The organism is Streptomyces sp. JN8, from assembly GCF_055808075.1.
Genome location: NZ_CM147852.1, coordinates 4,346,282 through 4,358,133, shown reverse-complemented (window position 1 = coordinate 4,358,133; position 11,852 = coordinate 4,346,282). Strand labels below are relative to the sequence as shown.

The 11,852-nt window shown below is 69.1% G+C and carries 13 protein-coding genes; 9 read left to right on the top strand and 4 right to left on the bottom strand.

The genetic code is table 11. From position 1 onward, the window contains the following. Positions 1-35 precede the first annotated feature (35 nt). From ACY0MR_RS19160 to ACY0MR_RS19145, 4 genes are all read right to left on the bottom strand, one after another. Positions 36-386, bottom strand: coding sequence for a DoxX family protein (locus tag ACY0MR_RS19160; protein ID WP_388801882.1), 351 nt, complete (start codon positions 384-386; stop codon positions 36-38). Positions 387-483: 97 nt separating this feature from the next. Then, on the bottom strand, positions 484-1,050 hold the full coding sequence (locus tag ACY0MR_RS19155) for a Uma2 family endonuclease (RefSeq protein ID WP_361850649.1): 567 nt from the start codon (positions 1,048-1,050) through the stop codon (positions 484-486). Positions 1,051-1,217: 167 nt separating this feature from the next. Beyond that, positions 1,218-1,427: a DUF397 domain-containing protein gene (locus ACY0MR_RS19150; protein WP_388801887.1), complete on the bottom strand. Its 210-nt coding sequence runs from the start codon at positions 1,425-1,427 to the stop codon at positions 1,218-1,220. After that, entirely contained in the window at positions 1,424-2,299 is an 876-nt protein-coding gene (locus tag ACY0MR_RS19145) for a helix-turn-helix domain-containing protein (RefSeq protein WP_473554293.1), read from the bottom strand. Before ACY0MR_RS19145 ends, ACY0MR_RS19150 begins: the two co-directional genes overlap by 4 nt. A 154-nt stretch (positions 2,300-2,453) precedes the next feature. Here ACY0MR_RS19145 and ACY0MR_RS19140 point away from each other — a divergent pair, with 154 nt between their 5' ends. From ACY0MR_RS19140 to ACY0MR_RS19100, 9 genes are all read left to right on the top strand, one after another. Further along, on the top strand, positions 2,454-2,885 hold the full coding sequence (locus ACY0MR_RS19140; RefSeq protein ID WP_388801893.1) for an ATP-binding protein: 432 nt from the start codon (positions 2,454-2,456) through the stop codon (positions 2,883-2,885). 318 nt (positions 2,886-3,203) lie between these two features. Continuing rightward, the gene (locus ACY0MR_RS19135) at positions 3,204-4,106 is read left to right on the top strand and encodes a helix-turn-helix domain-containing protein (RefSeq protein WP_473554290.1); all 903 of its coding nucleotides are present in this window, start codon (positions 3,204-3,206) and stop codon (positions 4,104-4,106) included. 180 nt (positions 4,107-4,286) lie between these two features. Then, a complete protein-coding gene (locus ACY0MR_RS19130; RefSeq protein WP_473561845.1) occupies positions 4,287-4,706 on the top strand; it encodes an SseB family protein in 420 nt (139 codons plus the stop codon). Then, positions 4,703-5,350: a hypothetical protein gene (locus tag ACY0MR_RS19125; protein WP_473554288.1), complete on the top strand. Its 648-nt coding sequence runs from the start codon at positions 4,703-4,705 to the stop codon at positions 5,348-5,350. The genes ACY0MR_RS19130 and ACY0MR_RS19125 overlap by 4 nt, the downstream gene beginning before the upstream one ends. Further along, positions 5,350-10,047: a putative T7SS-secreted protein gene (locus tag ACY0MR_RS19120; protein WP_473554286.1), complete on the top strand. Its 4,698-nt coding sequence runs from the start codon at positions 5,350-5,352 to the stop codon at positions 10,045-10,047. The genes ACY0MR_RS19125 and ACY0MR_RS19120 overlap by 1 nt, the downstream gene beginning before the upstream one ends. Beyond that, on the top strand, positions 10,041-10,508 hold the full coding sequence (locus ACY0MR_RS19115) for a hypothetical protein (RefSeq protein WP_473554283.1): 468 nt from the start codon (positions 10,041-10,043) through the stop codon (positions 10,506-10,508). Before ACY0MR_RS19120 ends, ACY0MR_RS19115 begins: the two co-directional genes overlap by 7 nt. A 129-nt stretch (positions 10,509-10,637) precedes the next feature. Further along, a complete protein-coding gene (locus tag ACY0MR_RS19110; RefSeq protein ID WP_473554281.1) occupies positions 10,638-11,078 on the top strand; it encodes a hypothetical protein in 441 nt (146 codons plus the stop codon). A gap of 28 nt (positions 11,079-11,106) precedes the next feature. After that, positions 11,107-11,391: a hypothetical protein gene (locus tag ACY0MR_RS19105; protein WP_473554278.1), complete on the top strand. Its 285-nt coding sequence runs from the start codon at positions 11,107-11,109 to the stop codon at positions 11,389-11,391. Next, entirely contained in the window at positions 11,378-11,797 is a 420-nt protein-coding gene (locus ACY0MR_RS19100) for an Imm50 family immunity protein (protein WP_473554276.1), read from the top strand. Before ACY0MR_RS19105 ends, ACY0MR_RS19100 begins: the two co-directional genes overlap by 14 nt. Positions 11,798-11,852: the final 55 nt, after the last annotated feature.

Below are 11,852 nucleotides of genomic sequence, written 5' to 3'. Positions count from 1 at the left end.
CCGGGTGCTCCGGGGGTGGCGGCCTCTTTCGTCTGTCAGGCGAGGACGAGGGCGGCGACGGCGGGCGCCATGTAGACGAGCGGGAAGGCGGCGTGGCCGTAGGCGCGGGCGCGGAGCACGGTGATCACGGCCCCGGCGAAGTAGAGGACCAGCCCGATCGCGGCGAGGGTCCCGATCACCGGCACCCAGAACCCGACGACGAGCCCGAGGGCCCCGGCGACCTTGGCGGCGCCGAGCGGGTTCCACCAGGACCGGGGCACCCCGTACGCGGCGAGCGGCTCGACGACGAACGCCGCCCGGAGGAAGACGGAGGCCCCGGAGAACCCGGCCATGAACGCGGCGACGGCGGTGACGACGACAGCGGCGGTGGACATCTCGGTGAACATCGCGGGCTCCTTCAGCCTCTCCGTGCCCGCCTCGACCGAGCCGGACACAGCACTGACGGAGCGGGGAGGGGATGTGTGACGGCCCGCGCGAAGAAACTCAGCGAACCCAGTCCTTGAGCGGTTCGGTGTCCAGCTCCATCCCCACCGGCTCCGGCAGGGTGACCGTCTTGCCGAAGGGCACGGTCGCCACCATCTCGTACCGCTCGCCGTCGGGCTGGGAGTGGACTTTGACCTCGCAGGTGGTCCGGTCGATGAGCAGGTAGACGGGGATACCGGCCTCGGCGTAGGCACGCGGCTTCTCGACACGGTCGCGGTGACCGGTGTCGGAGTCGCCGGAGGTCACTTCGACGACCATCAGGACACCGTCGGCACTCGCCCATTCGCCCTGCCCGACGAAGGCGTCCAGAGGAACGAGGCAGCCGTCGGGCCGGGCGTTGCCCTTGCGGTACTTCTCGACCCTCAGCCCTTGATCGGGGTAGAGCCACCGGTCCGGGTCGGCCTGCATGCACAGTCGCGTCAGCCAGGCGATGATCCGCCCGTGGTCGCCATCCGGCACAGCCTTCTCCCCGATCTTCCCGTCGATGAACTCCAGACGCAGAGATTCGTCCACGCGCTCGCCAACACGAGCGAGCTCTTCGAACCCCTCCTGCGTCAGGACGCTCACGGCAGACTCCTCCCAGATCGGTGGTGCCTTCCACGGTACGTGCTCCCCAGTCCGGGGAGCCGGGTTTGTCGCAGTCGCCATGCCGACACCGTGGCATATGCCAAGAGCCTGAGACCGAGAGATCCGGGCTCCTCACTCATGTGGGTTACGGAGACGGGGTGGCGGGATCAACCCGCCGTCGCGTACGCGACGAAGCCGGCCCAGGTGCCGGGGAGAAACGCGAGCTGCGGGCCGCCGAGGTTCTTGGAGTCGCGGACGTGGACGGTGGCGGGGGTGGTGGCCACCTCGACGCAGGAGTCACCCTCATTGCCATCGCTGTAGCTGCTCTTGAACCAAGCCAGTTCGGAGGCGTCCCCGGCTGCGACCTTGTGGATCATGTCTCTCCCAGCAGTTGCTCAATGAAGGCCAGCGACTCCCGGGGCGGGAGAGCCTGAGCCCGGATCGTGCCATAGCGCAGCTCAAGGATGCGTACCTGCCTCGGATCCGTGACAGGCCGACCGTTGAACGCACCGTCGGAGCGGCCCGTCGCAGTACCGTCCGCGAACTTCAGCAGCTCGATCTTGCCGTCCAGCCCGGGATGGACCTCTACGTGCGTCGGCATCACCTGAAGCGTGACGTTACGCAACCTGCCTACCTCCAGCAGACGTTCGAGTTGTCCCCGCCACGCCATTGTGCCTCCGAGCGGGCGCCGCAGCAGCGCCTCTTCCAGCACGAAGCCGAGCGAAGGCGCCGGGTCCCGCTCGAAGACAGACTGCCGAGCCACCCGAGCCGCCACCAACCGCTCCACCTCAGCCTGTGAGTAGGGAGGTTGCCGCGACTCGAATGCGGCACGAGCATGGTCGGGCGTCTGCAGTAACCCACTGATGCTGTTGCAGACGTACACACCGATCTCAGCGGCTCTCGCCTCGACATGACCCAGATCGCGCACCTTCTTCGGGTACCGAACCTTGGCGATGTCCTCCTTCATGGCCGAGAGCAGGCCAGCGGCGCCCAACACCTCGTCCGCCTTGTCCAGGAGCTCCGGGCGGGGGATCCGCTTGCCATTCTCGATCTTGTAGATGAGGTCCTCGCCGTATCCGGTGGCCGTGCCCAGCTCGGCGGCCCGCATCCCGACCGCCTCCCTCCGCAGCCGCAGCTGCCGCCCCACGGTGGCAACCACGGCCACACCCCAGTCGTCGTCCGGGTCGACCTCCCACCCCGGCTCGTCCGCCTCGGTCTTGAGCCGCTGTGCCGCACCATCCACCGACATACCGCACCCTTCCCTCGCCCCTTCATGGCGCGACGCCCCTACCCGTGAAGAGGGTCCGGACAGCCCGGACAGCAGTGGACAAGCACCGGACAGTCACCGTACGCATCGGCGTCGTGACTGTTCAGGCTATGCGGGGGCAGCCACGCTCGGTGATGTGAATCAGCAGAACATCACCCAAGTACACGCGCCCATCCGGCACTTCAGCGTGCTCCTGTCCCCCACGCCCCGAGGGGCCCGGCTCGCCCGGCTGCTTGCCGTCGAGTGGATGCGGGATCAGGAGGTGCCGTACGGCGTGACGGATCCGGCGACACAGGTGATCGCCGAACTGGCCGCGAACGCGGCAACACACGGCCGGGTCGCCGGCCGGAGCTTCCGGCTCGCGCTCCTGTCACGACCGGGGGTGCTCCGGGTGGAGGTGACGGACACCCGGGGCGAGAAGCCGCCCCGGGCTCGACCGGTCGGCGTGGAGGGCGAGTCGGGGCGAGGGCTGCTTCTGGTGGAGGCGCTGGCCGACCGGTGGGGCGTCGAACGCGGCCCCGTACCCCGGAAGACGGTCTGGGCGGAACTCGACCTGCCGCCCCGCTGACCCCGCTGACCCCGCCGACCGCGCTGACCTGCGCGAAGGGCTTGGTCACCGTACCCCGCGATCGCGGCCTCCGGTCGGCTGGACGGTCTCCCAAGAAACGACCACCGGGGGAAAGAAACCGAACCACACCCCACCCCTCCTCCCGCTGGAGCGGGCCTCACTCGCGAGGGTGAATATGCCCAAGTCGGCTGGCTTTGTGGTGGGTTGCTTGATCTACGCTCTGCCCAACAGACCAGGACGCAGACATGCGTCGGCCCTCGCCCGGGACGGCAATCCCGATGCGAGGGCCTCACCAGCAAGGAAGAAAAAGGCTTCCCGATGGATGAAGAAAACCGTAGCGCGATGACACCCACCCTGTCCGGTGACAGGGCCAATAACCGACTCTCGCGGGGGATTTCCCGTGGGGTGGTGCACGAGAACGCCCGCCACACCACGCAGTTCACGGTAGTCGGCAACCACCTGGCGCAGCACCTCGCGCTGTCGCTCGTCGCGATCGGACTGGCGACACACATCCAGTCGCTGCCGGCCGGATCGCCGGTGGACATCAGGAGCCTCGCAGCCCGATTCCCCGAGGGAGCGACCCGCATCGCCGGGGCGCTCAGGGAGCTGGAGGCCCACGGCTATCTGCGGCGCACGAAGGAACGGACGCCGAGCGGGCGGGTGGTGACGCGCACGGTCTCGTGCAACCGACCGGGCCGAACGGGCGGCGGCCCGCGCCGCACGAGCAGTGCCGCGCCGCGCCCGGCGAAGGGCGACGGCCCGCCGCAGAGGCCCGAGGCGGACCCTCCGCCACGGCGGCGCGAGCAGGGCGCACCGCGTCGGAGGGCGGCATTGCCGGCCGTTCCCCAGCCCGCCTACCCGACGCCCGACCTGCTCCGGAGGGCGATCGGCGTCCTCTCCGGCCTGCGCCGCACGGATCCCCGCCTCCTGGTCTCCGCGACCGACGCCGAGCACCTCGCGCCGGGCGTCGTGACCTGGCTGGAACGGGAGTACCCACCCGAAGCCGTCCACCGGGCACTGACCGCCGCGCTCCCTCAGGAACCCCTCAGGCGCCCCGCGGCGCTCCTGGCGCACCGCCTGACGGCCCAACTACCGCCGCTGCCACCCTTCCGCGCGGAGAGACCGTCGCCGAGACACCCGCTCCAGAACTGCGACACCTGCGACCGCGCGTACCGAGGCCCGGAACCGGGCAACTGCGGTGACTGCGCGGCAGTGACGTAATCGGACCTCTGTTCGTTGCTCGTGCGAACGAGCACGTGGCAGCATGCGCGGGTGAGTGAGAACGGGGACGACATACCGGGTTCTCGGCAGGTGTCGAGACTCGCAGAACTGGCCGACGCACCCGCGGAGGCGACGAGTCCGGGCGGGCGCGAGACTCCGGCGGACCCGGCCGCGCCGGCCATGCCGGCCGTGCCGCAGGCGGAGCCGGCCGACGGGATCGCCGAGGCCCGGCGGGAGTTTGCGCGGTTGCTCGGCGAATTCCGGCGTACGGCCGTGCTGGTGCCGTTCGACGACCAGGACAGCCTGTGGACCGCGGACTTCAACGGGGTGCGGTGGATCTGCGCCTTCTCGGACGAGGAGGCGCTGGCGCGGTTCGCGGACGCACGCGGGCAGTCGGAGCGGGAGTGGCCGTACCGCACGATCCTGGGCGCCCGTCTGCTCGACGTGATGGTGCCGATGCTGCCCGGTCCGGGCGGAGTCGCGCTGGACGCGGGCAGCGCGGACGGGATGGTCTTCCCGCCGGTGGCGGGCATCGTCCCGGACGAGGCGGCGGTGGATCTCGGAGAGACGACCGAAGTCGGGGGAACGGGGACACGATGAGCGGAAACGAGCCTGATCTCGCGGCGCCTGCGGCGGCGCTCGCGGAGGTCGCGAAGGGCATCGATCTGGCGCACGCCGAGCTGAAGGAGCTCGGCATGGTCGGCGAGGCGTCGGCGGGCCGCGGGTTCTCCGATCTCGCGCTCTCGGGACTTGAGCTGGGGCACGGCGGCCTGACGTCCGAGTTCGAGACGTTCTGCGAGCGGTGGGAGTGGGGCGTCCGCGCCCTCACCCTGCGAGGAAACGGCTTCGCGCAGGCGGTCGGGCTGTCGGCTGGCTCGTTCGCCGAGCAGGAGCGCTACATCAAGGACTCCATCAAGATCGGGGTGAACTCCCTCAATGGAAACCCGCACCTCTCCGAGGACGAGGTGAAGCAGAAGAGCTGGGACAGCATCCGCGACCAGCAGACGTGGGACGGCGCCGACTGGAGCCCCGAATCGTTCGAGGGCGCCCACCAGGAGGTCAAGCAGACCTGGAAGAACACCGCGTACGACGTCGAGGACTCGATGCTCGACGGACTGGAACGCTCGGGGGTGATCGACTCGGAGCGGCGGGACGGCGCCGACCAGAGGCTCAAGGACCTCCTTGAGCCCGATCAGGCGACCATCGACCAGGCCGAACAGCCGCGCTGGGGGGAGAGCCGCTGATGGTGGACTGGGGAGGTCTGGTCGACAAGGGCATCGACAAGATCGGTGACGGCATCGACAAGGGCAAGGAGATCGTCGGCGAAGGCGTCGACTACGTCACCGACAAGGCCGGCCAGGGGCTGGACAAGATCGGCGCGCACGACATCGCGGATTCGGTCGAGGACTGGGGCGACGAGACCGCGTCCTCCCTCGGCGCGTCGGTCGGGGAGCAGCAGCTCGGGCAGACCGAGGAAGCGGACGAGCTGATCCACGGGAAGCCGGAGAAGATCGCCGAGGCGGTGAAGAACCTCCGGGACTTCCAGAAGGCGTTCGACCTGGTCGGCAGCGGCATGCGGAAGCTGGACTCCGGTCACTGGAAGGGCGAGGCGGCCGACGCGTTCCGGGAGAAGTTCTCGACCCTGCCGACGGACTGGCTGCACGCGGCGGACGCCATGGAGAACGCGGCCAAGGCGCTGGAGACGTACTCCCGGGCCGTCGTCGGAGCGCAGGGCAAGGCGCGGGAGGCGATGGCCCTCTACAAGGAGGGCGAGCAGGACTCCAAGGCGGCGGTCGACTCGTACAACAAGAAGGTCGACGCGTACAACGCGGCCCGCACCGGGGACGATCCGCTGCCGGACCCGGGGGCCTTCTCCGACCCGGGCAAGGCCAAGCGGCAGCGGGCCAAGGAGATCCTGAACGACGCGCGGAAGGCCCGGAACGAGGCCGGGGACACCGCGAAGGCGGCGGTCGCCGCCGCGCTCGCCCACGCGCCGAAGGAACCCACGGGCCGCGAACGGGCCAAGCTGGAGCTGATGGACTACAGCCTGGGCCAGAGCATCGAACTGGCCCACTTCGGCGGCGGAGTGGTCAAGGGAACGGCCGGCCTGCTCAACTTCGTCCGCTCGGTCAACCCGGTGGACCCGTACAACCTGACCCACCCGGCGGACTACTACAAGGGCGTCAACACGACCCTCGCCGGTCTGGTGTCCACGGCGGCGAACCCGGACCGGGCCCTGAAGAACGCCTGGGACGCGGCGAAGGGCGACCCGTCGGAGTTCCTCGGCCGACTGGCACCGGAACTGCTGGGGACGAAGGGCGCGGGAGTGATCCGGGGCGGTCTGCGCGCCGGGCTGAAGGACGCGGTCAAGCACCGCCCGGACACGGGGAAGACGATCGCCGACGGTCCGGGCAGCAGCCGGAAGGACCACGAGAAGGACCCGCCGACCGCCTGCAAGCAGGGCAAGGAGACCCGGTGCGAGAAGGACCCCGTCGACATCGCCTCGGGTCGGGTCCTCCTGCCGCAGACCGACATCACCCTGCCCGGGTCGCTTCCCGTCGTCTTCCGGCGCACCTTCGACTCCTCGCGCAGGTCGGGCCGCTGGTTCGGTCCGACCTGGTCGTCGACGGTGGACCAGCGCCTGGAGATCGACGCGGAGGGCGTGGTCTTCAGCTGCGACGAGGGGAGCCTGCTCGCGTACCCGCACCCGGCCCCCGGTGTCCCGGTCATGCCGAGCCACGGCAGGCAGTGGCCGCTGGACCGGGTCGAGGACGGCTACACCGTCACGGACCCGGACAGCGGCACGGTCCGCCACTTCGCCGACCACGGTCATGGACTCGCTCTCCTGGCCCAGATCGACGACCGCAACGGCCGCTGGATCGCCTTCGAGCACGACGAGACCGGCGCCCCGACGGCGATCGTCCACCACGGCGGCTACCACCTGAAGCTCACGACGGACGAGGGCCGGGTGACGGCCCTCCACCTCGCGGAAGCGGCGGCGGACGGCTCCGACCAGGAGATCCTGCGCTACGGCTACACGGACGGCCACCTGACGGAGGTCACCAACTCCTCGGGACGCCCGCTGCGCTTCGGCTGCGACGAGCACGGCCGCATCACCTCGTGGACCGACACCAACGACAGCCACTTCGACTACGTCTACGACGACCGGGACCGCTGCACCTACCAGTCGGGCACGAACGGACACCTCGAGACCACCTTCACCTGGGACGACGTCGACCCCGCGACGGGCCTCCGCACGACGTCCCTCACCGACGGCCTGGGGAACACCCAGCGGCACCTGATCAACGACCTCCAGCAGGTCGTCGCGGAGATCGACGCACTGGGCGCGGTCACCCGCTTCACCTACGACCGCCGCAACCGACTGCTGTCTCGGACTGATCCGCTGGGGAACGTCAGTCGCTCCACGTACGACCAGCACGGGCGCACCACCCTGGCCGAACGCCCGGACGGACGGCAGGCCCGGGCCGAGTACGACGATCTCGGTTTTCCGATACGCGTCGTCGGCACCGACGGCAACGTCACCCACCAGACCTTCGACGAGCGCGGCAACCGCACGTCGGTGACAAACCCCATGGGCGCCCGTACGGAGTTCCTGTACGACGAATCGGGTCGGCTCACGTCGATGACGGACCCGCTCGGCGCCACCACCCGGCTCGTCCTGGACCGCAGGGGACTCCCCGTCCAGATCACTGATCCGCTGGGCGCCACCACCCACTACGAGCACGACGCCTTCGGCCGTCCCATCCGGTTCACCGACGCTCTCGGCTCCGAGACCCGGATGGAGTGGACGGTCGAAGGCCTGCCGTCCCGCCGGACGGCACCCGACGGCACGACGCAGTCCTGGACGTACGACGGCGAGGGAAACTGCCTCAGCCACACCGACGCGAAGGGCGCCACGACGCGTTTCGCGTATACCGACTTCGATCTGCTGACGTCCCGAACGGGCCCGGACGGTGTCCGCTACGAGTTCTCCCACGACTCGAACCTGCGGCTGACCCGGGTGACCGATCCGCAGGGCCTGACCTGGGACTACACCTACGACCCGGCGGGCCGACTGGTCGCCGAGACGGACTTCGACGACCGGACACTGAACTACGCGTACGACGCGGCTGGACATCTGGTTTCACGTACGAACGGTCTCGGGCAGTCCATCAGCCTCACACACAACCGACTCGGGCAGGTCGTCCGCAAGGAGGTCGACGGCAGGGCGGTCACGACGTTCGAGTACGACATCTCGGACCAGCTCGCGGTTGCGACGGGCCCTGACGCGCGGTTGGAGCGTCTCCGGAACCGTCATGGCCTTCTCGTCTCCGAAACCGTGAACGGCCGGACGCTCTCCTTCAGCCACGACTCGGTGGGCCGGCGGACCGGGCGGGCCACCCCGGGCGGCTCGACGAGTACGTGGTCGTACGACGAGGCGGGACGCCGGACGGCGCTGATCACCTCGGGCCGTACCCTGACTTTCGACCTTGATCTCATGGGACGCGAAACCTCCCGACACGTCGGCGACTTCGCAGCCCTCACCTTCTCGTTCGACACGATGGGCCGCCTCACCGCGCAGGACGTCACCGGCCGCGCGGGTAACCGGCTCCAGCACCGTGAGTACGCCTACCGCGCGGACGGCGGACTCGTGGGCATCATCGACGGACTCTCGGGCGCCCGCCGGTTCGAACTGGACGTGGCGGGCCGCGTTACGGCCGTGCGCGCGCCCGACTGGACGGAGCGGTACGCCTACGACGGCGCCGGCAACCAAACGGAGGCATCCTGGCCGTCCGCCCACCCGGCCCACTCCTCGACGGGCCTTCGCACGTACCAGGGCACCCGCATCACGGGTGCGGGGTCAGTCCGCTACGAACACGACGCCCAGGGCCGCATCGTCCTGCGCCAGAAGACCCGCCTGTCCAAGAAGCCGGACACCTGGCGCTACGAGTGGGACGCCGAGGACCGAATGACCTCGGTGACCACCCCGGACGGCACGGTCTGGCGGTACGCCTACGACCCTCTGGGCCGCCGGATATCGAAGCAGTCCCCTGTCGAGACGGTCCACTTCACCTGGGACGGCACGACCCTCTGCGAGCAGACGACCGACGACATCACGCTCACCTGGGACCACGCGGGCCTGCGGCCCCTGGCACAGACAGAACGCCGCGTCGACTCCACCGATGAGCGCTTCTTCGCCATCGTCACGGACCTGATCGGCACCCCGTCGGAACTCATCGACGAGTCGGGCGAACTGGCCTGGCGTACCCGCAGCACTCTCTGGGGCACGACGACGTGGAACCGCGACGCAACGGCGTACACGCCACTCCGCTTCCCGGGACAGTACTTCGACGCGGAATCGGGGCTCCACTACAACCACTTCCGCTATTACGACCCGGAATCGGCCCGCTACCTCTCCCCGGACCCGCTGGGCCTTGGGCCCGCCCCCCACCCGGTGACGTACATCCACAACCCACTCACGTGGAGCGACCCGCTGGGGTTGGGACCCTGCCCGCCCAAGGGCGAGCACTCCAACCCGTTCGACCAACGGGCTGATGCGGAGCGGGCCGCCTTTGAAGCGGCGGGCGTCCCCTACGGCACAGCACCTGACGCCGAGTGGATAGTGACGGGAGACATCACCCGCTCCCACATACCTGGCTACTTCTATTCGTCAACCGAGTCTCATTGGGGGCGATTCAGGCAATTCGAGACACCCGAAGGGTCCCGAGTCGTCGTTGAGCACACATTCGATCGAGCGGGTCCACACTTCCACGCTGGAAGGCCGAAGCTCGACCCGAGCCTGACCGAAGTAAACTTCGGCTGGGACAACCTTCCTGGAGACTTTTTCCGCTACAAGGACTCGTTTCAGAAGTACGCGGCGATAGATAAACCAGGAGGAGATCATCACTTCTTCTACAAGGAAGGTTGGGGAACATGGTGAAGCGTCGCGACGAGGAAGTCCGCAGCGCGGCTGAACTGCTGGAGGCTCTCGGTCGACAAGCGCTTCATGAGGTGGTCGGCGCGGTGCCCGAGGATGTGCCGAGCCCGGAGCAGGCGAGTGTCGCCGTGACGGGAGGCTTCGTCCAACCCACCGTCCGAGTCTCCCTTTCCGACCCCTCCGCACGGGATCTCCTTGACGACCTTTGGCACGACGAAGCGGATCGGTTGGGCATTCTTGACGCAAACGGAGAGTTTCTGCTTCTTGCCACATATCCCGGCAGCCTCACTCGGGGATGGATCAGAGTAAGGGACTCCATCGGGGGCCATCTCCCCTCACGCATTGCCGCCGCAAGCGGATCCCGCGAGTTCATCGCCATCGCCCTCGACGGGACAGCACTGTGCGCCGTTTCCACCGAAGAGTACGAGGACTGGATCGTGGCTCGTTCCTACGAAGGACCCTGACCATGGCCGCCCCGATCACCCGTCGCCTGAAGATCTCCCTCGCGCCGAGCGAGCCCCGGCACCAGGAATGCGGAGCCCGCACGTGAGCAAGTGCCTCCGTTGCGCCGTCGTAGGAAGGAGCTACGACCCGTGATCACACTGAGGTTCAGCGTGCGCCCCGAGCAGGGGGAGGCCGACGAGTTCGACCTCGGTGACGTCCAGTGCGAGGGAGAGCGCGGAGCGGTGGGGTCGGCGGGGCATGTTCCCGATCAGGGAATGATGATCTACCTGTCCGTGGCGGTGCTCCTCGACTCGGTCCGGCCTCTCGTCTCCGGGGAGATGACGACGGCCTCGTTCGTGGGCACCGGTTCCTCGTTCCGGCTCGACTTCCGGCGTGACGGCGACGGAGTGGTGACGGTGTCGGCGAACGGGACCCCCGTGGGGAGCTGCCGGCCCGGCGAGTTGGCCGAGGCGGTCCTGCGGTCGGCCGTGGAACTGGAACGGAACCTCCTCTCACGGCTCCCGGCCGAGAGCGGCGCGGCCCGTGACCTCGCCTCCTCGCTGGAGCGATTCCGGACCGCGTCGGCGTGAGCGTCCGCGGAGACGCGAGCGCCTCGCGGTGGAGGAGCTGTCGCTGACGGAGTGGAACCCGCCCGTGCACCGGGCCGCCCTCGCGGTGGATCTCCAGGACGAGCGGCGGAGAATGCGGGTGCGGGTGACAGGGGCCGGGGTGGACCTCGGGTTCACCAGCAGTGATTCCGTCCTGGTGGGGCACGTGAGCGCGTTCAGGGCCTCGGGGGACGGCGGCGATGACGGCCGTCATGTGTTCTCGCGACGGATCGACGCCCTGCGCTTCCAGACCATCCCCGCCACGGAGGAGAAGACCTTCCATGGACGACTCTGACTGGACGGCACTCGTCGACTCCGCCGAGGCGATCACCGACCTCTACGCGAGCCCTCCGCGCCTGAACGGTGGCGTGTGCGAGGTGTTCTACGTACAGATCGACGAGCGGGGTACGTCGGTGACGCTGGGCTTCGACACGAACGTCCTGCCCTCGCGTCCACCGGCCGCGTGGGCCGAGAAGGCGTACAACACCGTGGAGTTCCACCTGAAGTTCACGGGAGTCGAGGGCCTCCGGATAGCGGGCTGGGATGCCGGCGCCCGCCACGCGACGGTCGGACTCCGCCGTGGCCCCGCCACCACCGGCCTCGTGGTCACCCTGGAGGGACCGGGGTCGTTCCTCGGTTTCACCGCGTCCACGTCCGGCGTGACCCGAGTCCGCCCCTATCTCGCTTCGGCGGCGCCGTGAGCGGGTACGACGGAGGGCCCGAACTCCGCGAGGAGTCCGGGCCCCTTCGGCCGCT

What these genes read in the sequence shown, in the direction of transcription:
- ACY0MR_RS19160 (WP_388801882.1), bottom strand. Translation starts at nt 386, where the DNA reads ATGTTCACCGAGATGTCCACCGCCGCTGTCGTCGTCACCGCCGTCGCC.
- ACY0MR_RS19150 (WP_388801887.1), bottom strand. Translation starts at nt 1,427, where the DNA reads ATGATCCACAAGGTCGCAGCCGGGGACGCCTCCGAACTGGCTTGGTTC.
- ACY0MR_RS19145 (WP_473554293.1), bottom strand. Translation starts at nt 2,299, where the DNA reads ATGTCGGTGGATGGTGCGGCACAGCGGCTCAAGACCGAGGCGGACGAG.
- ACY0MR_RS19135 (WP_473554290.1), top strand. Translation starts at nt 3,204, where the DNA reads ATGGATGAAGAAAACCGTAGCGCGATGACACCCACCCTGTCCGGTGAC.
- ACY0MR_RS19130 (WP_473561845.1), top strand. Translation starts at nt 4,287, where the DNA reads ATGCCGGCCGTGCCGCAGGCGGAGCCGGCCGACGGGATCGCCGAGGCC.
- ACY0MR_RS19125 (WP_473554288.1), top strand. Translation starts at nt 4,703, where the DNA reads ATGAGCGGAAACGAGCCTGATCTCGCGGCGCCTGCGGCGGCGCTCGCG.
- ACY0MR_RS19120 (WP_473554286.1), top strand. Translation starts at nt 5,350, where the DNA reads ATGGTGGACTGGGGAGGTCTGGTCGACAAGGGCATCGACAAGATCGGT.
- ACY0MR_RS19115 (WP_473554283.1), top strand. Translation starts at nt 10,041, where the DNA reads ATGGTGAAGCGTCGCGACGAGGAAGTCCGCAGCGCGGCTGAACTGCTG.
- ACY0MR_RS19100 (WP_473554276.1), top strand. Translation starts at nt 11,378, where the DNA reads ATGGACGACTCTGACTGGACGGCACTCGTCGACTCCGCCGAGGCGATC.